We start from the raw sequence: 24,643 nt of genomic DNA, 5'->3' as shown, positions 1-24,643 counted from the left end.
TGGAACCCGGGTGCCGCCGTCGTGGGCTGTGAAGTGGCGTTACTGCTTGAAGGTGTCCGCCGGCGGGTTGGCGACTACAGGGGAAATTCCGGTGAAGCCTTCGCGGATCTCAGCGATCTCACGAATGCGTTTGCGGCAGGCGTACCAGCCGAAGACCATCAGGACCGAGGCGATGGCGGTGACAAGCATCGTGAGCGGGGATTCGATGAACACCATCACCAGCACGCCGACGAGGAAGAGCAACGAGAGGTAACCGGTGTACGGGGCGCCGAACATCCGGAACGAGGGGCGCTTGAGCCAGCCCTTGTCGGCCCAGCGGTGCAGCTGGATCTGGCACAGCACGATGGTTGCCCAGGTCATGATGATGCCTACGGAGGCGACGTTGAGGACGATTTCGAAGGCGTCGGCGGGCACGAGGTAGTTCAGCGGGACGCCCAGCAAAGAGACACCGGCCGTGATGGCAATGCCGCCGTAGGGGACCCCGGCCTTGTTCATCCGGCCAGCGAACTTCGGGGCGGAGCCGTTGACGGACATGGAGCGCAGGATGCGGCCGGTGGAGTACAGGCCGGCGTTCAGGGAGGACAGCGCGGCGGTGAGGACCACGAGGTTCATGATGACGTCCACGCCCTGGATGCCGATGGAGCCGAAGAACGTCACGAACGGGCTGACGCCCTTTTCGTAGGACGTGTAGGGCAGGAGCAGGGCCAGCAGGATGACGGAGCCGACGTAGAACACTGCGATCCGGAAGACCACGGAGTTGATGGCCTTGGGCATGATCTTTTCCGGATTTTCGGTTTCGCCGGCCGCGGTGCCCACGAGCTCAATGGACGCGTACGCAAACAGCACGCCCTGCATAAGGATGATCATGGGGAGCAGGCCGTTGGGGAAGATGCCGCCGTTGTCCGAGATGAGGCTGAAGCCCACCTGCTGGCCGTCCACCGGGGTGCCGAAGATGACGAAGTAGGTGCCGACGACAAGGAAGACCACCAGGGCGGCGACCTTGATCAGGGCGAACCAGAATTCCATTTCGCCGAAGACTTTGACCGAGACCAGGTTCAGTGCCAGGACCACGACGAGGGCGATCAGGGCCCACGCCCACTGCGGGACGGCTGCCATCCAGGGGATGTAGTTGCCGAAGAAGTTCATGTAGAGCGCGGCGGCGGTGATGTCCACGATGGTGGTGGTGGCCCAGTTGATCCAGTAGAACCAGCCGGAAACAAACGCAGCCTTTTCGCCGAAGAATTCGCGGGCGTAGGAAACGAACGAGCCGGACGACGGGCGGTGCAGCACCAGTTCGCCCAGGGCGCGGAGGATCAGGAACGCGAAGAAGCCGCACACGGCGTAGGCGATGACCAGGGAGGGGCCCGCGGCGTTGAGGCGGCCGCCGGCACCGAGGAACAGGCCGGTGCCGATCGCGCCGCCGATGGCAATCATCTGGATCTGCCGCGGCTTGAGGTTCTTGTGGTAGCCCTTGTCCTCGGCGTGCAGGGCAGCCTCGGAGGCGTGCGCCTGGGGCGGGACCGTGTGGTCCGTGATGGGGGAGTTTGTCATGGGGGAGTCCTTTGGGGGATTTACTTGCTGAGGTTGGCTAGGCGTTCGGGGCTGAGGAGTTCCTGGAGTTGGGTGCTCGTCAGGAGGCCGTGTTCGAGGACTAGTTCGGCCACACCCTTGCCGGTGGCGAGTGCTTCCTGCGCGATGGCGGTGGCGGTGGCGTAGCCCAGGTGGGGATTCAGGGCCGTGACCAGGCCGATTGATTGTTCTACCGTGCGGCGGAGGTGGTCAGTGTTGGCGGTGATGCCGCGGATGCAGCGCGCCGTGAGGGTGCGGCAGGCCGCTTCCAGGTGGGAGATGCTCTTGTGGAGGCTGTGGACAATGACGGGCTCGAAGGCGTTGAGCTGGAGTTGCCCGGCTTCGGCGGCCATGGTGATGGTGACGTCGTTGCCGATCACTTCGTAAGCCACCTGGGAGACTACTTCCGGGATTACCGGGTTGATCTTGCCGGGCATGATGGACGAGCCGGACTGGACGGCCGGCAGGTTGATCTCGCCGAAGCCGGCGCGGGGGCCGGAGGAGAGCAGGCGGAGGTCGTTGCAGATTTTGGAGAGCTTCACGGCCACCCGCTTCAGCACTCCGGAGAGGTGAACGAAGGCGCCCACGTCCTGCGTTGCTTCGATCAGGTCCGGGGCGGTGACCAGCGGCAGGCCAGTGACCTCGGCGAGGTGCCGGCAGGCTGCTTCGGCGTAGCCCGTCGGGGCGTTCAGCCCGGTGCCGATGGCGGTGGCGCCGAGGTTGATTTCGTGGATCAGCAGGTCGGCTTCGGCAAGGCGGAGTCGGTCCTCGCCGATGGTGATGGCGTAGGTGCCGAATTCCTGGCCCAGGGTCATGGGCACGGCGTCCTGCAGTTGGGTGCGGCCCATCTTGACCACGGTGCGGAACTCCAGCGCCTTTGCCGCGCAGGCTTCCTCGAGTTCGGCCAGGGCGTCCAGCAGTTCCCGGGCGGCGAAGATGGTGCCCAGCTTCACGGCCGTGGGGTACACGTCGTTGGTGGACTGGGACAGGTTCACGTGGTCGTTGGGGTGCAGGCGGGTGTAATCGCCCTTGGGGTGGCCGAGGATTTCCAGCGCACGGTTTGCGATGACCTCGTTGGCGTTCATGTTCGACGACGTTCCGGCGCCGCCCTGGATGACGTCCACTACGAACTGGTCGGCAAGCCGGCCGTCCAGGATGTCCTGGCAGGCCTGCTCGATGGCGTCCGAGCGTTCGGCGTCCAGCAGCCCGAGTTCCCGGTTGGTGCGGGCGGCGGCAAGTTTCACTGCTGCCAGGCCGCGGACCAAGTGCATGTTGGAGGACAGCTTCTGGCCGGTGATGGGGAAGTTCTCCACGGCCCGGAGGGTGTGCACGCCCCAATAGGCGTCGGCCGGGACGTCGCGATCACCGAGCAGGTCATGTTCGGACCGGACGGGCGCGGTGGTGTCAATGGTGGTCATGGGGTCCTTACAGGGCTTCGCTGGCGGGTACAGATGGGGAATGTTGGAACAGGAAGTCGGTGGCTTGCAGCAGGCCCACCTGGTGGCCGCCGCCCAGCACCGGGGCAGTGGCGATGCCGGAGAGCGGAGCCGTGTCCACACCCAAAGCCCTAAGCAGCTTGACGGTGGCGGGCATCCGGGCGCGGTCACCGCCGTCGGAAATTTTCACGGCCACGGCACTGCCGTCGGCCAAACCCACCAGCTGGACGCCTTCAAAGCCGTCCTTGGCCACTGAGCCCGGGAGCAGGCGCATCAGCCCGGTGACGTCGCGGCTTTCTCCGGCCACCATGTCCGGGTGCTGCTGCATGGCAAGCCCGACGGCGGCTTCCGCACTTTGGGGAGCCAGCCCGCCGTCGTCGTTGGTGGCGGCGGAGTCCGAGGCGGCACCCGCGATACGGCCGAAGGCACGGGCCATGCCCCGCAGGGTGAGGGCAAACAGGGGAGTGCCGCAGCCGTCGATGCTGACGGTGAACGGTTCCTCGCCAGTCAGGTCCCTGACGGTTGTGGCGACGAGCTGCTGCAGCGGGTGGGAGGGATCCAGGTAGCCGCGGACCGGCCAGCCGTTGATCACGCAGGTGGCGGCCATGGCTGCGTGCTTGCCGGAGCAGTTCTGGGTGAGCTGGGTGGCCGCGCCGCCGTGGCGCAGCCATTCCTCGCGCTCGCGGATGCCATAGGGAAGGTCGGTGCTGTTTTCGAAGTCAGTGACGCTGAGCCCGTGCAGGTCGAGGATCCGCAGCGCTCCTTCGCGGTGCTTGGCTGCGCCGGAGTGGCTTGCCGCTACCAGGGCAAGGAGATCCGCCGGCAGCTCGAGGCCGGCCCGGACCATGGCGACTGCTTGGAACGGCTTGAGGGAGGACCGGGGATAGAAGGGCGCCAGGGGCTCACCCGCGGACGCCACTGTTGAGCCGTCCGCTGCAATGGCGATGGCTGATCCGTAGTGAACGCTTTCGATGAGGCCGTCGCGGACGGCGGTGACCAGGGGTGCGTGCTGCGGAAGCATTGCAGCAGTGTGGGCAGCGGAGAGCGCAGGGGATGGCATGGGGTCCTTGTGGGTGATGGCAGTTCTGTTGCGGACGTCAGTTGTTGTTCAGGATGGAGTCGAGGGCAACGCCGACGGCGTGCAGGTGGTGGGCCATGGCTTTGCTTGCGGCGTCCGCCGCGCCTGCCTCGATGGCCGCCAGGATCTCCTGGTGTTCCAGGTCTGAGGCGTGCTGCCGGTCCGCCACCATGTTCAGGGTTTCGGACTGGTGGGCCAGGGCGCCGCGGATGTCAGCCACTACGCTGGCAAACACCTTGTTGCCGCTGGCGCGGGCGATGGCGGCATGGAAGCTCGAGTCCAGGGCCACCCAGGACTCGGGATCGGTTTCGGTGGTCATCGCGGCAACGATGTGGCGGAGTGTTTCCAGCTCTTCGTCGCTGCGGCGTTCTGCGGCCAGCCCCGCCGCCGGAACCTCAATGTGCGGGCGGGCTTCGGTAAGGTCCCGCGCTGAGTACTGGCCGAGGGTGAGGTCGTTGGCCACTTTGTTGGCGACGACGAACGTCCCCTTACCCGTTTTGGTTACCGTAAGACCAAGGGCGGTGCAGGAGCGGAGCGCTTCCCGGATGACTGACCGGCTGACCCCGTACTGCTGGGAAAGGGTTGCCTCCGAGCTGAGCTTGCTCCCGACTACCAGCCGTTCGGACTCGATGTCCTGGCGGACTGCGTTGAACACCGCTTCGGCAGCACTAAGCCGTGCAAGCGGAAGGGCTGCAGGCTGTCCTGCTGTCCGGCTGTCTGACAGGTTCACACCTTAAATATGGCAGGGGTCACAACAGCTGTCAATGTGGGGCGCTCGGTCTTACTCCTTCCTGCGGCGGTAGCCCGCTAGAAGCGCCACTGGACGTGTGGGCGCTCCGGAACGATCGTGCCGGAGCGGCCCTGTACAGTGCTGGTGTCGGCGCAATAGAGTTTCAAAGGAGACTTAATCGGAACGCTCGTGCCGAAGGAGGTTCGCATTGAAAGCATCGTTTTCTGCCTACCTCGCGGCAGAAGTCCGTGCCCGGCGAGCCGCCCTCCACCTGACGCAGCACGATCTCGCCCAGCTGGCCGGGGTGTCGGAGCGATTCGTACGGTTCGTTGAACAAGGGAAACCAAGTGTCCAGCTGGACTCACTCCTCGCGCTGCTGGATACGCTCGGTTTGGAACTCCAGCTGACGACGCTGATTCGAACCGCAGCCGCTCAGGTCAGGACGGCGAAAGCAGCCGTGCAGGAAAGCCAGCCATGAGGCACCGGATTGCCGACATCTACAAGGCAGGTGTGCTCGCCGCACGGCTTGAACGGCACGACGGCGGCACCAGGTTCAGCTATTTGGCGAGCTACCTGGCCGCCGGTGGGCACGCCGTCGCCACTTCCTTGCCGCTCACCACCGAACCTGTGCTATCCGGCGCGGGCGCCGCACCGCCTTATTTCACCGGACTGCTGCCGGAGGGCCGCCGGCTGAACGCCCTGCGCCGTTCGATCAAGACCAGTGCTGATGACGACCTGTCGCTGCTCATCGCAGCAGGTGGAAATCCTGTGGGAGACGTCCAGATTGTTGGTCACGGGGAGCCCTTAAACCCGGATGACCACGCAGTCCGCCTGGATCCCCACCAGCCTCTGGATTTCGACCAGTTGCTCGGCGACCCGGACCTTATTGATCCCGTAGCCCTGGCCGGTGTTCAGGACAAGCTTTCCGCCGGGATGATTTCGGTGCCGGTGGCCAGCACCGGACGCCAATTCATCCTGAAACTCAACGCGCCGGAGTTTCTGCATGTGGTGGAAAACGAGTTCGTAATGTTCCGGTACGCCGCTAAGCTTCGGATTCCCCTGAGCCCCGTCCAGCTGATCCGCGATATCGCGGGCAGGCCTGGGCTGCTGGTGGAGCGCTTCGACCGTGTCGCCGTCGCGGAGGCTGGGCCCGACGGCGTGCGGCGTCTGGCCGTGGAAGACGGGGCCCAGGTGCTGAAGCTCTACCCGGCGGACAAGTACAACGTTGGGTACGGCCAGGTCTGCCATGCGCTCGCAGACTACTGTTCGGCGCCGCTTCCCGCCCTTCGAAACCTGGCTATACAAGCGGCGTACGCATGGTTGACCGGCAATGGCGACCTTCACGCCAAGAACGTATCGATGGTCCAGCAGCCCCACGGGGAGTGGGTCATCGCCCCGGTGTACGACATCCCCTCAACAGTGGTCTACGGGGATAAAACTCTAGCCTTGACCCTGAACAGCAAGCGGACCGGGATCTCGCGCCGCCACTTCCTGGGCTGGGCCACGGAGCTGGGACTTAGCGACCGGGCGGCAGCCCAGATTGTGGACATTGGGCTAAAGGCGTCGGGCCCTTTAATCGCGGATTTGGAGTCCGGGGCCGCCTTCAGTGTGCTGCGCGGGGCAAAGCAAAAGGGTAACGACGACGGCGGCTCACCGTTTCCTGACATGGTCACCAGAGCGTGGGTCAAGGAGTTGAAGCACCGCCGGAGGCTGATGGAAGGCTAAGCAGGGCAAAAGTTATGTGCCTTCGTACCACCGCAATACGCGCAGTGCGCGGAGTGTGTTCCAGCGGCTTGGTTGTCCGTCGCCGTCCTCCAGCGGGAAGTGCACCTTGCCGGCATGAGTGTTCTCCAACAGCCACCTGCCGTCGGGCTGCTCCTTTGACCGCACAACCTGCACTGCCTCTTCGAGGCGTTCATCAGGTGTTCCCCCGGCGGCGCGGAAGTAGTCGAGCCCACGAAGGACGTCGTAGTACCAGCGGGTGGGATAGGAGAACTGCAGCCAGTTCCTGCTGATCAGCTCACCGGTAGATTGGTGGCGTAGCAACCTGCGCTCCAGGAGATACTCCTCTCCGCGGAGCCTCGCCTCCCGGGATTCCTGTGTCCCCCCGGTGGCATGCTCGTGCTCGATAAGCCCCTCCAAAACGCAGATGGTGGTGTGAAAGGAAGATCGGGTGGAACCTCTCTCGGCCTCACAGTTCCAGCCACCGTCAGCCAGCTGTTCTCGGGTCAGCCGCTCCACCACCCGGTCCACGTTCTCACCGAAGTAAGCACCCAGGGCCGCGGTCATCCCATTGATGCATGGTTCCACTTCGCCTTCGAAGAACGGCTGGTTACCTTCCTCCCAGCGGCTGTTGTCACGGACCATCTCGATCGCTTGCCGGGCTTCCCGGCTGGCGGGGTACAGGCCAAAGTCGCGCAGGAGCAGCAAGCTGTAGGTGGTGGCCGTCCAAGGCTGGTTGTCAGGATCATCGTCGTCCGATGGCCAATAAGTGGCCCCGGCCCATTGTCCGTCCGTGCCCTGGAGGGCGAGGAGTCTGGCACCCCAGCCGTGGTGCGCAACCCGCTCCCGCTCGGCCTGAATCTCTTCAGGCGAAGCGTCGGTGAGGCCGCGCAGGACCTGCCAGCGGATGGCGGGATCGGAGTCGAGCAGCCAGTCAAGCACGGCCATCGGCGTTACCAACTCAGAGGTGCTGGATGCCTGCCCGTTGCATCGCATCCTTGTAGATGTCCACGCTCTTGGCCAAAAGCTCTTCCTGTTTAGCGTCCGAGACGGCGAACGCGCGGCCGCCAAGGGCTGTGGCCTTGTATACCTTGATGCCGCTGTTCTTCAGTGACGAGTGGTAGGTCTTCTCGAACAGGGTGAGGAAGGTTGAGGCATCCGTGCCGTGGGCAATGATCGCGGAAACCCGGGAGTTGATCTTGAGGAACTGGCGGAAGGGCCGCAGACCGTCGGTCTTTTCCTGCACACTCAGCGCCGACGGCAAACCCGAATCGCGGACCCAGGGGTAGGCATTCCACGGCATCACGTATCGGGGGTCGAGTTCCGCAAGCTCATAAATCTGGGTGGCCCGGCGGGCCGCTTCGTCGTCGTTGTAGTGAGAGACGAAGCCGGACTCGGTGCCCTTTCCCGGGCTGACCTGCAGGCTGACGATCCGGCATTCATCTTCGTCGTGGACCGGGTCGATGTAGGGGACAGTGGAGCCCGGCTTCTTTTCCATCAGTTCGTCGCAAAGCTGGGTTACCTTCGCGATGTTCGGTTCCTGTAGCAGGGCCTTTTTTTCGTCCCAGTCAATCGTCACGATTTCTCCCTCAGCAGCAAGGCGTCCAGAATCAGGCGTCTTAGGCCACTCTACGCTTTTGGGCGGAGGGGTGGGCAGGGCAAATTGCGCTTCGCCCTGCTCTCATGCCGCCGTTAGTACTCGGCGGGCGCGTTTGAGTGCCTTGGCGCGGTGCCCTATTTTCCGCCGACGGCGCGACAACGGTTCCGCACTAAGGGTCGAGGCAGTGCCGGGCAGGGGCGGAGCAGTTGAACGGTAGGTGTGTCCGGTGGGCGTTCGGAGTTCTACGGAATGCCGCGGGCCAGGAACTGGTCTTGAGGCCCAGCCGGGTGCTTCTTTGGTGTGGTTGCAGGCTTCGCACAAGCCTTGGCCGTTGCTGCTGGTGGTCGATCCGTCGTTGTGCCAGGGGATGATGTGGTCGTGGTGGCGGATGGGCGCGTCGCAGTAGGCGGTGCGGCAGGTGTCGTCCCGGACTTGAAGGAAGCGTTTCAATCCCGGTGGGAAGAGTCGGGCTTTTGAGTCCATTGCAACCAGCTCACCGTCCGCCGGGGCTGTATACAGGCGGCGAAGCCAGACGCTAAGCCCGGGACTTTCCGCAGCGGCCGCGGATCCTGGACCGTCTGCTCGGCTGCCCGCACCTCTCGAACCGAATCCACCGAGTATGGCTTTCCTGGCCCACTCCCCGGGGACGACCCCGTAGCCGGTGAGTCTGGCGGGTTCGCAGTCGCCCTGGAAGAGGGTGCGGTCGGTCATGACGAGTTGGATGTCGATGCCGGTGACCCCGCCCGGGGTGCCGGTGACACGTTCAACCAGTTCGTCGGCCATGATCGCACCCTTGGAACGCTCATCGCCTGAGGACTTCAAAGTATTGGCGCGGCGGGTGAGGGCGGCGAAAGCGGCAACTCCCTGCGCGACGGGTAGCAGTGCCGTCAGGTACGTCATGGTGTCCGGCGCCGGGCGCAGGCTGACGGTACGTTCATTGACGGCACGAGAAGCCCGCTTCACCACCGATTGTGGGTCGCACCGGCACGCGGCTGTCCGGACGGATGAGATGATGGCCCGGTCACCGGCGCCGGCCAGGGTGCCAGCGTCCGCGGCGATTTCTTCGTCCACGGCGGCCCGGTCCTCGGCGGACAAACAGGCTGTTTCCTTCACCACCAGGGTGGCCCGCCATTCGTTCAACTGCCCGGACTGCAAAGCTGCGAGGGTGTGGGGCATCTCGATGACCAGGGCTTTGGCTGTGCCCAGCAACCGGCCACCGCGGGAGGGGGCCTCGCGCCTCGCCAATGCGATTTCTGCACCTACCCCGGCGCCGATCTCATCCGCCGGCACACCTGCTGCGGCTTGCTCCCGCCGTACTTCAAGGTGATAGGCCACCGCGATCCGTGCCTGCTTCGCGGCCACCGCCGACTTCACGTCCTCGAATTCCCGCATCTGGTCGATTTTTCCCGGCCCGTCCTCAGCGACAGGAACACCAGCCAGCAATTCAAGGACATCAGCAACAGAAGGAACAGCACAGTTACCCGCCGGGACCGCCCCTGCCAATTCCTGATCCGCTGCCATAACCAAAGTCTTCCAGCAGGGCCAGGCAAGGGCACGGATCCTCCAGCCCTATGTGGATAACCGCTTCGCTTAGATAAAGCGGACAACGCTTCGACGCCATGCTGTTCAATGTAGGGATGCAGTTCACCAGGAAGGGCCTGAAAGCTGACGGCTTTGCAGGCTTCAGGTCATTCAAGGACCTTGAGGTCATGCGGGTACCGCAGCGAACGGGCGTCTTCGCGGTCCTGCGGCCGGAAGAGTTCCAGCCGGTGTTCCTGAAGAAAAGCACCGCCGGCGTCTTCAAGAAAAAGGATCCATCAATGCCGGAGCCTGCGCTGGCAGCCGAATGGGTGGATGCCGCCGTCGTCCTTTATCTGGGCAAAGCCGGACCGGGCAGCAAGGGCAACCGCGGCCTGCGGCGGCAGATCCAGGAGTTCCTGGACTTCGGGCACGGCAAGCCGCCAGGGCACTGGGACGGCCGCCTGGTCTGGCAGCTAAAGGACGCCGGGCAGCTGCTGATCGCCTGGAAGGAACTGCCCGCCGAAGCCCTGAACAAGGCCGAGGCCGAGTATCACACAGCCTTCATTGAGGAGCATGGGAAGCTGCCCTTTGCCAACCTGGTCCGCGCCCGGCCCAGAAACTAGGCGAGAAAACACCCGGGCAAGCCCCGGTCATGCCCCGCGGAGGCGTTCCATCTCCCGGCGGTCCTTCTTGGTGGGCCGGCCAGCGCCGCGGTCCCGCTGCGGCAGGCCCAAGGCAGGGGCAACAGGCCGCGGCGGTGTGTGGTCCGTGAAGCAGTGGGAGGCGGCCTCCGCGCCAACGCGCTTGTTGATCAGCCGGCGCACTTCGAGGATGCGCTCGTAGCCGGACATTCGGACCGTGACCGTGTCGCCAGTGACCAGCGTGGCGGACGCCTTTGCCGGGCCGCCGTTCAGCCGCACATGACCGGCGCGGCATGCGGCCGTAGCCGCAGAGCGGGTCTTGTAGGCGCGGATTGCCCACAGCCACGCATCAATGCGGACGCTGGCGGGGGAGGAAGGAAGGCTGGTCATGGCTGGCACCGAGTATAGCCCCGGTGCCCCGGCTCGGGACGCCGCGGTCCCGAAAGCGCAGTCAAACCTGCTCAACCATTCCCATAACTAAGCGGCCTATTCCACCTGGACACTGATCCGCTGCACCACATTGTTGCCCAGTCCCTGGTAGTTCCAGTTCTGCTCCAGGGGCTGGGTGGCGCCGGTGGCATCCGTGGCGCGGCACGCCAGCTCATGCTCGCCGGGGTCAGCCACCCACGGCAGTGTCCATTTGCGCCACGCGAACCCTCCTGCGGACTCTTCCAGGTGCGCGGGCAGCCATTTCCCATCGACGCCCACTTCCACAGCAGTCACCGCCGCGTGCCCGGACCATGCCCGGCCCTGCAGCATCACGGGACCGTGCGGCAGCACCCGCTTGCGGGTGAAAAAGTCCGGGATGCCCGGCGGGACCATCAGCGAACGCACCCTGATCCGCGAAACCGGCGTTCCGGCGTCGTCCGCTGAATCCTGATAGCGGTACGCGACCGCCTGCTGGTAACCGGTGAAGGGGGCAGTGACCACCTCGATCGATTCCAGCCACTTCACGCTCGTCATGCCGTACCACCCGGGGACCACCAACCGGAGCGGGTAGCCGTGCTGGGGAGGCAGTTCGTTGCCGTTCATCTTGTAGGCAAGTACGACGTCGGCACGCATCGCTTCATGGATCGGCAGGCTGCGGGCGTACCGCTGGGTGGCGCCGCCCTGGATCCCGGCATCCGCTCCTGTGAAGACTACCTCGACGGCGTTCGGCAGGACCCCGGCCTTCCCCAAAAGATAAGCGAGTGGAACCCCCGTCCAGGCGGCCGTGCCCACTCCTTCGAGGACCCAGGGCTGGCTGAGCGGCCTGGGCTTCAGGAGGGACCGGCCGTTGCCCGCGCACTCAAGGGTGACCGGCACGGTGATGGCGGGGTCCTTCCGCAGCGCCGGCATGCTCAGCTCCAAGGCGCGCTCCACCGCGCCGTTGATCCGCAGGTGCCAGTGGGAGGGGTCGATAAACGGGATGTCGAAGTGCGTGAGGACGTAGTGGAGCCCGGGCGGGGTGAGGTCGCGGCGGAGCGCCTCCAAGGGCATGGAGTGGTTGCGGGCGCCCAGTTGGAGTTCCTCCGGGGTGAGCGGCCCTGTTGTCGGTCCTGCTGCAAGGTCTGCGGGGGCCTGCGCGTGCTCGTCGCGCGCTGCCATTTGGCGGGTGGACGGTGGGTTCGGCTGGATCTGGGTCATGGCGCTGCGATTCTGACGAGGGATCTGCTCGGCGGGCTGGACGCTCCCCTGCCTCAGGTTTACGCCCGCGCGCCAGACCCGTCAACGTCCAACCGCGGTATGCCGCCGCTACAGCTGCGGCTGCTTCAGGAACTCGGCCAGGCTCAGCGGATCCCGCCCGGTCAGCCCATGGATGTCGGGTGAAATACCTGCCATCTCTCCGGCTGCCATCGCGGTGTAGGTGCTGACCCACGCGTCCACCTGCCAGGGCGGCGCCCCGTAGGAGGCCCGGGATGCATATGCTTCCTCCACCGTCTCCGGGTGGTAGCTGATGCTGCGCCCGGTACCTTCGGTAAGGATCCGGGCAGCATCCGCCAGGGTGAGTTCCTCCGGCCCTGTCAGGTTGTACGTTCTGCCTTTGTGGATGACGGGATCGCGCAGCACCGCTACGGCGCAGCGCGCTATGTCCTCCCGGGCAACCCCGGAAAACACCCCAGTGCCGGCAGGCCCGCGGATCACGCCGTCCTCGCCCGCCAGAAGCGGCAGGAAATCAAGGTAGAAGTTGTTCCGGAGGAACGTGTAGTCCATCCCCGACTCCCGGATGTGCTGCTCGGTGCCGTAGTGGTCCCGGGCCAGCGTGAAGGTGGCGTCCGGCGCAGCACCGTAGAACGACGTGTACACCACGTGCTGCACGCCGGCGGCCGCTGCCGCGTCAACAAAACCGCGGTGCTGCTGCAGCCGGTCCTCTGTCTCCGCCGCCGACACCATGAACAGGACCTTGACGCCTTCCAGGGCCGCCCGGGCAGCAGGGGAATCAGAGTAGCTGCACACGACTGCCGGAGCGTTCTCCAGTCCGGGTGCACGTCCGGCGTCGCGGACCAGCAGTCGCTGGGCGGACCCAGCCGCGGCGAGCTGCCGCGCCACCATTCCGCCCAGGCCGCCTGTGGAACCGGTGACGGCGAGATCCGGCAGTTCCGGGTTGGAGCCCGCCACCTAGTGTTCCCGTTTGGCCGGGGACTTGGTCTGCTCGGGATCACGTTCCGCGAGGGAGCCGATGGCGTCGTCGATCTTCTTCAGCACCTCCGGTTCCAGCTTCACCCCTGCCGCCGCAACGCTGTCCGCGATCTGCTCCGGCCGGGAAGCACCAATGATGGCCGAGGACACGTTGGGATTCTGCAGCACCCATGCCACGGCCAGCTGCGGCATGGAGAGCCCGGCTTCCTCGGCGATAGGCTTGAGTTCCTGGACTCCGGCCAGGACGTCGTCACGCATCCAGCGCTCGATCATCTTGGCGCCGCCCTTCTGGTCCGTGGCCCGGCTGCCTTCCGGTGCGGGCTGGCCGGGCAGGTACTTGCCGCTGAGGACGCCCTGGGCCATGGGGGACCAGACGATCTGGGACACACCCAGTTCCTCCGACGCCGGAACAACCTCGGCCTCGATGACGCGCCACAGCATGGAGTACTGCGGCTGGTTGGAGATGAGCTGGAAACCGAGCTCCTTGGACAGCGCGTGCCCGGCACGGAGCTGATCGGCGGACCACTCGCTGACGCCGATGTACAGGGCTTTGCCCTGCCGGACGATGTCCGCGAACGCCTGCATCGTCTCTTCGAGCGGGGTTTCAAAGTCGTAGCGGTGGGCCTGGTACAGGTCCACGTAGTCCGTCTGCAGCCTGCCTAGCGAACCGTTGATGGATTCCATGATGTGCTTGCGGGACAGGCCCAAATCATTCTTGCCCTTGGGGCCGGTGGCGCCGAAAACCTTGGTAAAAATCTCTATCGACTCGCGGCGCTCGCCCTTCAGGGCTTCGCCGAGGACGGTTTCGGCAGCCGTGTTGGCATAGACGTCCGCCGTGTCAAAGGTGCTGATGCCTGCATCGAGGGCAGCCCTCACACACTGGGAGGCGACGTCGTTCTCCACCTGGGAGCCGTGCGTGAGCCAGTTGCCGAAGGTGATTTCCGAGACTTTGAAGCCACTGTTTCCGAGGTATCTGAATTCCATGGGTTTCACGCTAACCCAGATGGTTGCTCAGGGTAAGGGCCGTTTGCCCTTCTGTGGATTGCCCTTCGACGGAGAGCCCTTGGGAGCAGTTCCCTTGGTCGCAGTGTCTTTGGGAGCGGCGCCCTTGAGCGCCAGCACCTGCGCCCGGCCGGACAAAGACACCAGCGATCCCGTGTTCAGTGGAGCAAGCGGACGCGGAGCCTGCGCCTTCTTGAACGATCTCGGCACCCGGCCGGGGCGATGGTTGTCCAACGCCGACTCTACGAGCGGGGCGACCTCAACCACCTTGTCGGCAGGCACGCGGGGATCGGGCAAGTCCCGAACGGAAAGCTTGATTTCCGGTGCAGCGGCCCGCGCCCGCGCCATTGCCCTCGCGTCCGCCTCAGCAACAGCGGAGGCCCAGTCATCGGCAAGGACGGGAGGTACGGGCCGTGCGGCCGTCACGGCGGGGTGATGTACGACGGCGGTGCGCAGCGCCGAACGCAGGTGCGCGGGCTTCAACGCTCCCCGCCAATCCCGGGGCTGACGTTTGGGTTTAGGGGTTTTGACAACGGGCGGGCCTGCATCAGGGGCGCCGGCAACCGAAACCGGAGCGCCGTCGTCGTGCGAAGTCCTGAACGGTCCGCCCAGGCGGACGAGGGGGATGCTCTCCCGGCTGGTGCGCCGGCCGAACAAGGCCATCAGCGCGACGACGGCGAGCCTGCCCACCCCCGCGAGCACCAGCGTGATGACGCCAAGTAAAAAGAGGACCAGGAACATCAGGAAAGCCACTCCCACGGTGCCCAAAAAGGTCAGGTTGAGGATGAGCGTATCCGCATTTTCCACGTCATCTCTCCTCTCTGCCGGGCGCGCGCCCGCACCTGCGCCCCTCTGCCAAGGCAACAGCTCCTTCTCCACCATACGGATTTTTGCGGAGCTGTGCCGACTGGCGGAGGGGCGCGTCCGGGGTTGTTTCAAAGCTGTTACCCGATATGACAGCATCAGGTCATGGCTGAAGTCCCGGGACCCGAAAACTGCATGTGCCTGTCCGGCGAGCAATACCGCCTGTGCTGCGGGCGGTTCCACTCCGGCGAGGCAGAGGCAGCCACTGCAGAGCAGCTGATGCGCTCCCGGTACAGTGCTTTCGTGCTCCTGGACGGGTCATATCTGCTGCGCACCTGGCATCCGGAAGAAGCTCCCGCGAACCTGGACCTGGAACCGGACCTGCAGTGGCGGCGCCTGGACATCGTCTCAACCAACCGCGGCGGTCCGCTGGACGTTCAGGGCACGGTGGAGTTCAAAGCCTGGTTCCGGCATGGCAGCGAGCGCGGCACCCACCACGAGGTGAGCCGGTTCGTCCGGGAAAACGGCCGCTGGTTCTACGTGGACGGAAAAATCCTGGCCTGACTATTCGTCGTCGTAATCCTCATCCGGAGTGAAGCCCGCTTTGTCCACCTTGCGGTGGAACCGCATGCCTGCCAACCCGCCGAGTACTGCACCAGCCAGCGCCACCAGGGCCACCACAACGGCCGCGATAATGCTCGTGGTGGTCAGTTGCCCTTCATTGATAGGGATTCGCGGAAAGCTGTTGAGGTTGGCCAGCACGTTGAACTGCTGTCCGGCCACAAGGCCCAGGATGGAGACGAGGACAGCCACGATCAGCGCCCAGATCCACACCATGAGGCCCTGCTTGGCGCCGTTGAAGCGCGCCATGCGGCCTGCCACGTAACCGCCGCAGTAATAGGAGAGAAGAAGGATGACCAGCAGGACGATGATGCCCACCAGGCCAACGGTGCCGGTGTTCGAGGCTGCCTGGTTCACCGCCTCATTGACGTCCGTGTTGGTGGCGAGGCCCACAGCCGTCCCGGCCGCTGCCACGAGGGCGGTCAGCAGCACAGCCATGCCCGTGGCGGTCAGCCAGCCGAAGAATGCCGAGCCCACCTTGATGCCGCCGAACCGTTCCTTTTCCCTGGCGACGGCGGTCTGCCGGTCTGTCAGGTTCGGATCCACAGCGGGTGCAGAGGCTGCCGGGACATAGTCCCGTTCTGCGGAGGCGCCGGGTGATTCGGTACGGGTGTCGGGCACGCGCTCGTAGGTGGAGGTCGGAGTGGCATCGGCTGCCGGCGTCTGATCATACGTGCGCGTGGCATCATCGTCAGCCGCGGCGGCACGATAGCTTCCGCTCCGGTCCGCGTCCTCCCGGGCGCGTCGTGGGGGCAGGTTCTCTGGGTCCGTTGAGCTGCTCATGGCTCAACTCAACCATCCACCTATGGAGATAGCAAGGATGCTTACTATTTTGTGATCTGTGGCGTCAGCGGTAGTTGCGGTGCAGGTTTTCCCTTTGGGAGGGCCCGGGGGAGGCATCCGCAATCCACGGACCCGTGCCTTCCGACTGGTCCAGGACGCCGGCCTCCAGCCACGTGTAATTCCCGGCGAGCACCTTCCGGGTCAGGAGGTGGTCGCCGTCGTCCGTGTTCCGCCACAGCTGGTCAAAGTACTCGTCCACGCGCACACGGGCCTGCTCGCAGTATGCCTCCGCTAGTTCGTAGGCGCCCGCGGCCTTTTCCGGAGCGGTGTGCAGCAGCATCTCGGCTCGTGAACAGCAGGCCGTCATGGCGAACAGTTCCGCGCCGATGTCCACCACGCGGCCCAGGAATGCCTGCTTGCGTTCCAGCTTCGCCTGCCACCGGCCCATTCCGTAGAACGTTTGCCGGGCCAGGCGCCGCGATGAGCGCTCCACGAACCGCAGGTGCTTGGCCAACCGTCCGAACTCGCTGTACGAGCGCGGATCCATCCCCGCGCCGGCCACCAGCTTGGGAAGCCAGCGGGCGTAAAAGCCGGAAGCGCCGACGGCGGCCCTCGCTTTGTCGGACAGGCTCGCGTCCATGGACGCAAGGTCGCCCGCGGCGGCCAGGTGGGCATCCACCGCTTCCCGCGCGATGAGCAGTCGCATGATCTCCGAGGAACCCTCAAAAATCCTGTTGATCCGCAGGTCCCTCAGCTGCTGCTCGGCCGGGACCGCGCGCTCTCCGCGCGCAGCCAGCGACTCCGCCGTCTCAAAACCCCGCCCGCCGCGGATCTGCACCAGTTCGTCGGCTATCCGGCAACTGATCTCCGTGGACCAGAGCTTCGCAAGGGCAGCCTCGATCCGCACGTCCTTCTGGCCGGCGTCGGCAAGTTCAGCGGAGAGCTCGAAGACTGCGTCCAATGCGAAGGCGGAAGCGGCGATGAAAGCGATCTTCTTGCCCACCGCTTCATGCTCACCCACCGGCCTCCCCCATTGCGTCCGGGCGTTGGACCACTCACGGGCGATCTTAAGGCTCCAGCGGCCTGAGCCGACACACAGGCCCGGGATGGAGAGCCGGCCGGTGTTGAGGGTGGTGAGCGCAATTTTCAGGCCCTGGCCCTCCCGTCCCAACCGGTTGGCCGCCGGGACGCGCACCTGGTGGAAACGGGTGACGCCGTTCTCGATGCCGCGCAGGCCCATAAACGAGTTCCGGTGTTCCACTGTGATGCCCGGTGAGTCCATCTCCACCACGAAGGCGCTGATGCCGCCCTTGTGCCTGGTGCCGTCCGCGTCCGTGCGGGCGGGCACCACGGCCATCACCACCACCAGTTCGGCGATCACCCCGTTGGTGGTCCAGAGCTTGACGCCGTCCAGAAGGTAAGCCTCGCCGTCGTCCGTGGGCGTTGCGGTGCTGCCCATCCGGGCGGGATCGCTGCCCACGTCAGGTTCCGTGAGGAGGAACGCCGTGACCGCACCGGCGGCGCAGCGCGGAAGGTACTCCCGCTTCTGCTCGGGCGTGCCAAAAACTTTGACCGGCTCGGGAACGCCGATGGACTGATGTGCTGAAAGGAGGGCGCCGAGGCTGGGGTGCACGCTGCCCAGCAGAGCCAATGCCCGGCCGTAATACACCAGCGACAGACCAAGGCCCCCGTACTCTTCAGGGATCTTCATGCCGAAGACACCGAGGCCTGCCAGGCCCCGCAGGTATTCGTCAGGAACCTTGGCCTCGCGCTCGATAACCCGACCATCCATGGTGCGGGCATATTCCGCCAGGCGGGCCATAAAGGCCTCGCCCCGTTCCACGTCTGCGGGGTCCGGGGCGGGCCAGGGGTGGACAAGGCTCAGGTCGAAACTGCCCAGGTAGAGCCCTTTGGCAAAGCTGGGGCGCTCCCAGCCGGTTTCGCGGGCGGCCTCGGCAACCGCCCTTGCCTCATCAGCAGTGACTCCGGCGCCGATCTTTCCGGCGGGAACCGGGGTTTCCTCCGGCGGTGCATCTGTTGCCGCGGTGCTGGTGGAAGTGGTGGTGGTGGTTTTCGAGGGGCTGTCAGTGGCGGAGCTCATGGGTTATCTCCTTGGCCGGATAGCTTTCTTAGCCAGGATCCGCCGGGTTGGAGAACCCTTCAGCTGTCTCTCAATATTACCCGCGGGTAGGTTCCCGTGCTAGGGGAGGGCTGCCCCTGAAAGTCCCCAGCGGGGTCGAATGTGGCGGCGTGGCGCACCAGCCGGTCCCAGCCGGCGTTGATGCCGTGGACCACGGCCAGGAGCGACTTGGAAACCACAGTCCAGCCGAGCTTCCCCGTGCCCAGCAGCACCAGCGCCACCAGTCCCGCGGTGAGAACGAAAACGGTAAGGACAAACGCGAACACCAGTGTGCCCGCGAATACCAAGGTGGCGGTCTCCATTGCGCTTAGATCGAACTGCATAAGTCCCCCTGCTGCTGCGTTGCTTTGGTTGAGATCAGTAGCTTGAGCGTAGGGGCAGACGCGCTGACCAGCCAGAGCCGCAGCGGGCTTAAAGGGCTCTTGATATTGGATCGAGATACTACGGCGAAGTAGGTCACGGAGCGGTCGCGGCCGCCTGCGTTAACCTTGTTGTTGGCAGTTTTCCGTTTGGAGCCCCTGCCCAGCCCCTCAACAGTCCAAGGAGAGTGTGTGCCCCGCTCCGCCAGGTCAGCCGCTGACGCCATCAGCGCCCGGCTCCGGGACCTCGAACTCCTGACCAAAGGACCTGCTTGGGCCCTGACACGCTCGGCCCCGTGGGTGATCGCGGTGCTCCAGGCATCCTTCACCCGCACCCGGCCACAGCTGCCCCTCGAGGAGTTCCACGCCGACGTCGACTCCTTCCTTGAGGAGCTCCGCCGGCAGGAGCCCGGGCTGGGAGGCGGCGCCAGTGGGAAGGCCTTTGGTGACGAATGGACGCGCCGGCAGTTCCTGACGCGGCGGAACCAGTCGGGCCAGATCGTTTACGAGGTCACCGAACCGGCGGCACGCGTACTCGCATTCCTCGACAGCCTGTCCAGCGAGCGGTCCACCCTCAATGGTTCGCGCCTGGGCACACTGCTGGGCGACGTCGAGAAGCTCGCCAACGAAACCAACCCGGACCAGAGCGCCCGCCTCGAATCCCTCGAAGACGAGATCGAAGAGCGCCAGCAACTGATCCAGGACATCAGCTCCGGCGAGTTCGACGGCCTGCTGGATGACGACGAAGCCGTTGAAGCTGCCGGAAATATCCTTGACCTCGCCGCGAGCCTGCCCGCCGACTACAAAAAGATGCGCGACCGGATCGAGGAACTGGTGGGCGGGCTGCGCAACCAGATCATCGAGGAGTCGCTGACCAAGGGCGCCACCATGGCGCAGGTGCTGGAGGCGGACAAGCGCCTCCGCCAGAGCCCGGAGGGCAGGACTTTCCGCTCCTTTACGGCGTTCCTGGAGGACCCGCAGCAGCAGCTGAGGTTCCGGTCGGCGATTGGCGAGGTCCTAAGCCGGCAGTTCGCAGACGACCTGTCGCCGGAGGACCGGGAAACCCTGAAGAACCTGGTGGCAGAACTTCGCCAGCAGCACAGCCAGATCCAGCGCATTTACGGCAAACTCAGCGAAAGCCTCAACACCTACGTCCAAAGCGACGACTTCCGCCAGTCCGTCCGGCTCCGGCAGGTCCTAAGGGAAGCCGAGCAGGCCATCCGGTCCCTTCCGTACGAACGCGAACGTCCCGGCCTGGTCCGCGGACCTGTCCTCTTTAATGCAGGGTTCGAGTCACTGTCCATGGTGAAGCTCTTCGATCCCGATGAGTTCGCTGCGCCGCCAAAGCTCGCCGACCCCATCGCCTTCAGCGACTCGGACCGCGTGCGCTCGCCGAGGACCGGCAAGGCCAAGCCCGAGGCCATCCGCTCCGCCATGGCAGGCGCGTCCACCCTTTCCGAGGCGTGGCAGCAGCTGCCGCCGGAGGAGCAGCACATCAACACCATCCGGGCGCTCCTCTCGCACGCCCTGCACGAAGGCGCGGTCTTCAACACTCAGGCTGTGGACGCCCTGGACTTCGAACAGATAGACGGCACCACGCGCAGGGCCTACCTGCCGCTGGTCACGCTTCCAAAGGATTGACATGACTGAAGAGATGACGACGACGGCGGCCCCGGCGGGTGCCGAGCGTGCCGATGACCCGACGATTGAGCAGGCGGCGGCATCCGGCGCTGAGCGGCCCTTCTCGGTCACGCCCCGCGACACTTTCATTGACGGTGCGGCCCTCTTTCCCGGTGATACGGGGGTGCTGTCCACGAAGGTCCGGCAGGCGCTGGTGAAGCTGCTCAAAGGTCCCTACGTGGACGGCGGCCGGGACGAGAAGCTCTGGACCGTCCTGCTGGACAACCAGGTGATTCTGCGCAGCCGCCTGTCGGAGCTGTTCCTCACGATGCAGCTGGACCACGAACGGAAGATCGCCGTCCTGCGCCCGGTGGATCCGGACGCAATCGGAGGCAGCACCCGCTCCAGTATCCTCCGGCAGCAGCGTGCACTCAGCAGGGTGGAGACCATCGTCCTGCTGAGGATGCGCCTGCTGCTGGACAGACACGTCACCGCCCAGACAGATCCCACCATCACCCGCGAGGAAATCGCCGACCTGGTCACGCACTACCAGCCCGCGGGCCAGCAGGACGCGCTCCGCGACTCCGACGTGGTTAACCGGGCCATCACCAAGCTCCTCGCCCGCCAACTCCTCCTGCCCACCGGCCTGGACGACGTCTACACCATCTCCAACGCCCTGCCCCTGGCGCTCCCCTTCGAAAACATCGGCGACATCCCGGCGCAAATAGAAGCCCTGGCGGCAGCCACCACAGACGCCACAGGCACTGAGGCCCTGATAGACCTCGACCAGGACCCGGTGGTTGAGCCTGTCGAAACTGAGGACGCAACCGAATCGGAGGACGCCGAGTGAGCATCGCAACCATGCTGCCGATGGGCGACCTGACGAACCCGGGCCAGATGCGCCTTGCCCTGGTGCAGGTGGTCAACTGGGGCACTTTCCACGGGGCGCACACAATGCACGTGGACCGCAACGGCACGCTGCTCACGGGCAACTCGGGCGTGGGCAAGTCGACGCTGTTCGACGCCATGCTGCGGGTTTTCGATGCGAGGCCCAGGTCGAACGAAGCCGCCGCCCAGCGCTCCGGCGGTGCGGTCGAGGACAAGCGGACCACGTTCACGTACATGCGCGGCAAGGTGGGCGACAAGGCCGTGGGGGAGGGCTCGGCGAGTGCCTTCCAGCGCCCGGGTGCCACCTGGTCCGCCGCCGCGCTGACGTTTGATAACGCTGCCGGCACGCGGGTGACGGTGTCGGCGCTGTTCGACCTGCCGAAAAACGGCACAGAGTCGAGCGTCGGCCGTTTCTACCTGATAGACCACGAGCCGCTGGACCTGGAGGCGCTCGAGGGCATCGCCGACAAAAGGTTCACTAAGGCCGCCCTCGAGACAATCTTTTCGGACGCCCAGGTCTTCGACGTGCACAAGGCCTTTGCGGAACGGTTCCGCCGTCTGCTGGGAATCAACTCGGACCAGGCCCTGCCGCTCCTGCGCGTCATCCAGGCGGGCAAGGGCCTGGGCGGCAGCGTCAACACGTTCTTCCGGGACCAGGTCCTGGACGCCCCGGCCACGCTCGCCGCTGCGGACGACGTCGTCGAGGAGTTCAGCAACCTGATGTCCATCCGGCAGCGGCTGGAGGACGTCCGGCAGCAGCGGGACCAGCTGGCACCGGTGCCGGGGCTGAACAGGGAGTACGCGCAGGCGCTGCTGGACGCGAACCGGCTGAGGGACCTTGCGGGAGAGGAATTTGAGGCCTTCAAGCAGCAGCTGGCCGTCACGGTCCACCAGAAAATGCTGGCCCGCTTCAAGGAGCTCGCCCAGGCAAAGGCCAAGGAGCTAGGGGCCGAGCGATCAGTCCGGGACGGCCTGGCCAAGGAGCTGCGCCAGCTGGAGACGGATTACAACAACCAGGGCGGCAACGCCATCTCCGCGATCGAGCAGTCGCTGGAAAACGCCCGGGTGGGAATGAAGCTCCGCCAGCAGGTGGAGGAAGCGGCGCGCAAGGCCCTAAGTGACGCCGGCCTCCAGCTTGAGTGGACCGCTGAAGGCTGGGAGCAGGCGCACGAGCAGGCGGCGGCGAGGTCAGCCGAGCTCAAGGACGATTCCCAGGCCCTGCAGGAACTCCGCTTTGAAGCCTTCGACGCCCACGCAACGAAGAAGCGCGAGCTGGCCGCGGCTGAGCAGGAGCTCGTGTCGCTGAAGACGCGCAAATCGCTGCTGCCGCCGTCGAGCATTGAAAACCGGGCAGCGATCGCGGCTGCGACAGGCATTCCGGAGGACCGGATGCCGTTCGCCGGCGAACTGATGGACCTCGCCGAGGGAGAGGAGAAGTGGCGCCCCGCCGCCGAGCGTGCGCTCCGCAACCTCGCCACCACCCTGCTGGTACCCGGCGAATACTTCGCGGCAGTGACCCGCTACCTCAACGACCACAACGTGCGTGGCGCATTGCGCGCAGTGGACGTGTCCAAGCGGCTCTCCGGCGGCGGGCTGGCGCTGGAGGACGTGCACGACGGCGACCTGCTCAGCAAGCTGGACATCCTCACCACGGGCGTTGCCGCCGAAGCCGGGGCTTGGATCCGCGAACGCATCGCGCTGGACTTTGCCTACCCGTGCGTGGAGGACCCGGATGAGCTGGCGCGGCTGGACCGCGGCCTCAGCCTTGGCGGCGTGGTCAAGCGCAACCGCCACACAGTGGAGAAAGATGACCGCTTCACCAGCCGGCAGGATTACGTCCTCGGGTTCGACAATGCCGCCAAGCTGGAACTTGTGGCCGGTCAAGTGGACGACCTGCGGCAGGAGGTTGCAAAAGCGGCAGAACTGGCGCAGGCCCGCGAGGATTCGCACCAGGGCATGAGCCGGCAGCTCGACGCCCTGCGCCGCATCGCCGAGGACCACCGCTCCTGGGAGCAGGTGTCGGCGGCAGTTGCGGCGGAGGAGCTCGCCCGGATCGAACAGCGGCTCAAGGATGCCCTGGCCGCGCAGGCGGACCTGGAGCCCCTTCGCGCCAGCATTGAGGATGTGCGGCATAAACACCAGTCCAGCACCGAGGCCGCTGCTGTGCTGCAGAGCGAGTACAAGGCCCTGGACCGGCAACTGACCGCTGCCGACTCCCTGCTGGAAGCTGCACGCGAGCGCCTCGCCCAGGCGCCGCCGTCGGACGCCACCGTCACTGCGCTGGGACCATACTTTGCCGATTTCGGCGACGTGACGGAGATGCATGAGCTGGACAACCTCGCCAACCGGGTGCGGACCGCGCTGTTGGGTGAACTGCATACGGCGGAGTCCCGAGGCCAAACCACAGCAGAGCGGCTCACCAGGATTTTCGAGGGCTTCGTCCGCGAGTGGGGCAGCGCAATCTCTGCTGACCACGGCACCACCATCGGCGCTGCCGGCGAGTTCGAGACCCGCTACCACGCGATCGTAAGCGACGGCCTGCCCGCCCAGGAGGCAGAGTTCCGGCAGTTCTTCAACCAGCGCACGCACGAATCCTTCAGCACGCTGCTGCACCTGCTCGATGAGGAGCGCCGCTCCATCACCAGCCGCATCCTGCCGCTGAACGGCATCCTCTCGCAGGTTAACTTCCACGAGGGCAGCTTCCTGGAACTGGATATCAAGCAGACCCTGCCTCCCACGGCCAAGCAGTTCAAGGACGCCATCCAGAACGCCCTCAAGGCGCGGCACAGCCGGCCGGCAAAGTCCGAAGGTTCCCGCGGTGAAGCCGTGAGCGGTGAAAAGGACGACGACGCCGAGCTCACAGCCCGCTATAAGTCCCTGGAAACCCTGGTCAAGCGGCTGGGTTCGCAGGCCCCGGAGGACAGGCGGTGGCGGGCCGAGGTGCTGGACGTGCGAGGGCACCTGTTCATTCAGTGCAAGGAGCACCGGGAAGTTGCCGGGCCGGCGTCGGGCAAAAAGGGCGGGACTAAGAAGACCGAGGTCTTTATGCACGCGGACACAGGATCCATGTCCGGCGGCGAGCGCCAGCGATTTACCGCATTCATCATGGCCGCGGCGTTGAGTTACCAACTGGGCATCGCCGAGCAGGGCTTCACCACCTACGGCACGGTGATGATGGACGAGGCCTTTGTGTTGGCGTCTGAGGAGTTCGCAGGGGCCGGAATTAAGGCGCTGCACGAATTCGGTTTCCAGCTCCTGCTGGCCGCCCCCGAAAACGTCATAGACCTGTCCCGGCACCTTGGTTCCGTGACCGAAATCCTGCGTGACAAGCGGACCAACCGCTCAGGAGTGCTGACGGCGCCGGTCATCAAGCCACGGGTGGGCGAAGAAGGCACGTGGCGGTCGGAGGCCAACCCGGTGGACATCGTTTTGCGCTAGCTGTAACCCTTGGGAGACCTGTATAACAAATCGATGGATATAGCGCTGGAACGCTAGTGGAGCTGTTTTTTC

Annotated in this window: 22 protein-coding genes; 7 read left to right on the top strand and 15 right to left on the bottom strand. The window is 65.3% G+C overall.

What is annotated here, in order from left to right; all coding sequences use genetic code 11:
* Positions 1-39 precede the first annotated feature (39 nt).
* From CXQ88_RS08410 to CXQ88_RS08395, 4 genes are read right to left on the bottom strand one after another with little or no spacing between them, the layout of a single operon-like run.
* Positions 40-1,551: an amino acid permease gene (locus CXQ88_RS08410; protein WP_104043718.1), complete on the bottom strand. Its 1,512-nt coding sequence runs from the start codon at positions 1,549-1,551 to the stop codon at positions 40-42.
* Positions 1,552-1,571: 20 nt separating this feature from the next.
* Positions 1,572-2,987: an aspartate ammonia-lyase gene (locus tag CXQ88_RS08405; RefSeq protein WP_104043717.1), complete on the bottom strand. Its 1,416-nt coding sequence runs from the start codon at positions 2,985-2,987 to the stop codon at positions 1,572-1,574.
* 7 nt (positions 2,988-2,994) lie between these two features.
* Positions 2,995-4,065 carry an asparaginase gene (locus CXQ88_RS08400; protein WP_104043716.1) on the bottom strand — a complete coding sequence of 357 codons (1,071 nt, stop codon included), beginning with the start codon at positions 4,063-4,065 and terminating at the stop codon, positions 2,995-2,997.
* 37 nt (positions 4,066-4,102) lie between these two features.
* Entirely contained in the window at positions 4,103-4,813 is a 711-nt protein-coding gene (locus CXQ88_RS08395; protein WP_104043715.1) for a FadR/GntR family transcriptional regulator, read from the bottom strand.
* A gap of 208 nt (positions 4,814-5,021) precedes the next feature.
* Here CXQ88_RS08395 and CXQ88_RS08390 point away from each other — a divergent pair, with 208 nt between their 5' ends.
* Together CXQ88_RS08390 and CXQ88_RS08385 are read left to right on the top strand one after the other, a co-directional pair.
* Positions 5,022-5,291 (top strand): type II toxin-antitoxin system Y4mF family antitoxin, encoded by a 270-nt coding sequence (locus CXQ88_RS08390; protein ID WP_104043714.1) that lies wholly within the window; start codon positions 5,022-5,024, stop codon positions 5,289-5,291.
* Positions 5,288-6,538, top strand: a complete 1,251-nt coding sequence (locus tag CXQ88_RS08385) for a type II toxin-antitoxin system HipA family toxin (RefSeq protein WP_104043713.1) — start codon at positions 5,288-5,290, stop codon at positions 6,536-6,538. Before CXQ88_RS08390 ends, CXQ88_RS08385 begins: the two co-directional genes overlap by 4 nt.
* A gap of 12 nt (positions 6,539-6,550) precedes the next feature.
* Here the strand turns inward: CXQ88_RS08385 and CXQ88_RS08380 are convergent, their stop codons facing one another.
* The 3 genes from CXQ88_RS08380 to CXQ88_RS08370 form a co-directional block, all read right to left on the bottom strand.
* Positions 6,551-7,483, bottom strand: a complete 933-nt coding sequence (locus tag CXQ88_RS08380; protein ID WP_104043881.1) for a hypothetical protein — start codon at positions 7,481-7,483, stop codon at positions 6,551-6,553.
* Positions 7,484-7,496: 13 nt separating this feature from the next.
* Positions 7,497-8,114 (bottom strand): uracil-DNA glycosylase, encoded by a 618-nt coding sequence (locus CXQ88_RS08375; RefSeq protein ID WP_104043712.1) that lies wholly within the window; start codon positions 8,112-8,114, stop codon positions 7,497-7,499.
* Positions 8,115-8,216: 102 nt separating this feature from the next.
* Entirely contained in the window at positions 8,217-9,656 is a 1,440-nt protein-coding gene (locus tag CXQ88_RS08370; RefSeq protein WP_104043711.1) for an HNH endonuclease, read from the bottom strand.
* 116 nt (positions 9,657-9,772) lie between these two features.
* On the opposite strand from CXQ88_RS08370, the gene CXQ88_RS08365 reads away from it, so the two are divergent.
* On the top strand, positions 9,773-10,279 hold the full coding sequence (locus tag CXQ88_RS08365; RefSeq protein WP_104043880.1) for a hypothetical protein: 507 nt from the start codon (positions 9,773-9,775) through the stop codon (positions 10,277-10,279).
* Between the two features lie 27 nt (positions 10,280-10,306).
* On the opposite strand, the gene CXQ88_RS08360 is transcribed toward CXQ88_RS08365, so the two are convergent.
* The 5 genes from CXQ88_RS08360 to CXQ88_RS08340 all read right to left on the bottom strand — a co-directional run bounded on the left by CXQ88_RS08360 (position 10,307) and on the right by CXQ88_RS08340 (position 14,725).
* A complete protein-coding gene (locus CXQ88_RS08360) occupies positions 10,307-10,687 on the bottom strand; it encodes an RNA-binding S4 domain-containing protein (RefSeq protein ID WP_104043710.1) in 381 nt (126 codons plus the stop codon).
* 96 nt (positions 10,688-10,783) lie between these two features.
* Positions 10,784-11,884, bottom strand: a complete 1,101-nt coding sequence (locus CXQ88_RS08355; protein WP_104043879.1) for a sulfite oxidase — start codon at positions 11,882-11,884, stop codon at positions 10,784-10,786.
* 147 nt (positions 11,885-12,031) lie between these two features.
* Complete coding sequence (locus tag CXQ88_RS08350; protein WP_258061771.1) at positions 12,032-12,895, bottom strand: SDR family oxidoreductase; 864 nt, start codon at positions 12,893-12,895, stop codon at positions 12,032-12,034.
* Positions 12,896-13,900, bottom strand: coding sequence for an aldo/keto reductase family protein (locus tag CXQ88_RS08345; RefSeq protein ID WP_104043709.1), 1,005 nt, complete (start codon positions 13,898-13,900; stop codon positions 12,896-12,898).
* A gap of 27 nt (positions 13,901-13,927) precedes the next feature.
* A complete protein-coding gene (locus CXQ88_RS08340) occupies positions 13,928-14,725 on the bottom strand; it encodes a hypothetical protein (RefSeq protein ID WP_258061769.1) in 798 nt (265 codons plus the stop codon).
* Between the two features lie 162 nt (positions 14,726-14,887).
* Between CXQ88_RS08340 and CXQ88_RS08335 the strand changes: the two genes are divergently transcribed.
* The gene (locus CXQ88_RS08335) at positions 14,888-15,286 is read left to right on the top strand and encodes a YchJ family protein (protein ID WP_258061768.1); all 399 of its coding nucleotides are present in this window, start codon (positions 14,888-14,890) and stop codon (positions 15,284-15,286) included.
* Here CXQ88_RS08335 and CXQ88_RS08330 read toward each other — a convergent pair whose 3' ends face one another.
* The 3 genes from CXQ88_RS08330 to CXQ88_RS08320 all read right to left on the bottom strand — a co-directional run bounded on the left by CXQ88_RS08330 (position 15,287) and on the right by CXQ88_RS08320 (position 18,589).
* Positions 15,287-16,126 carry a hypothetical protein gene (locus CXQ88_RS08330; protein ID WP_104043707.1) on the bottom strand — a complete coding sequence of 280 codons (840 nt, stop codon included), beginning with the start codon at positions 16,124-16,126 and terminating at the stop codon, positions 15,287-15,289. It abuts the gene before it with no gap.
* 64 nt (positions 16,127-16,190) lie between these two features.
* Positions 16,191-18,227, bottom strand: coding sequence for an acyl-CoA dehydrogenase family protein (locus tag CXQ88_RS08325; RefSeq protein ID WP_104043706.1), 2,037 nt, complete (start codon positions 18,225-18,227; stop codon positions 16,191-16,193).
* 59 nt (positions 18,228-18,286) lie between these two features.
* On the bottom strand, positions 18,287-18,589 hold the full coding sequence (locus tag CXQ88_RS08320; RefSeq protein ID WP_104043705.1) for a hypothetical protein: 303 nt from the start codon (positions 18,587-18,589) through the stop codon (positions 18,287-18,289).
* Positions 18,590-18,817: 228 nt separating this feature from the next.
* Between CXQ88_RS08320 and CXQ88_RS08315 the strand changes: the two genes are divergently transcribed.
* From CXQ88_RS08315 to CXQ88_RS08305, 3 genes are read left to right on the top strand one after another with little or no spacing between them, the layout of a single operon-like run.
* Positions 18,818-20,266, top strand: coding sequence for a DUF3375 domain-containing protein (locus CXQ88_RS08315; RefSeq protein WP_104043704.1), 1,449 nt, complete (start codon positions 18,818-18,820; stop codon positions 20,264-20,266).
* A gap of 1 nt (position 20,267) precedes the next feature.
* Entirely contained in the window at positions 20,268-21,095 is an 828-nt protein-coding gene (locus CXQ88_RS08310) for a DUF4194 domain-containing protein (protein WP_258061766.1), read from the top strand.
* Complete coding sequence (locus CXQ88_RS08305) at positions 21,092-24,571, top strand: ATP-binding protein (protein WP_104043703.1); 3,480 nt, start codon at positions 21,092-21,094, stop codon at positions 24,569-24,571. Before CXQ88_RS08310 ends, CXQ88_RS08305 begins: the two co-directional genes overlap by 4 nt.
* Positions 24,572-24,643: the final 72 nt, after the last annotated feature.

Origin of the sequence: Arthrobacter sp. ZGTC412, from assembly GCF_002929215.1 — a bacterium.
GTDB lineage: Bacteria > Actinomycetota > Actinomycetes > Actinomycetales > Micrococcaceae > Arthrobacter.
This window is presented reverse-complemented; position numbering and strand designations above follow the sequence as displayed.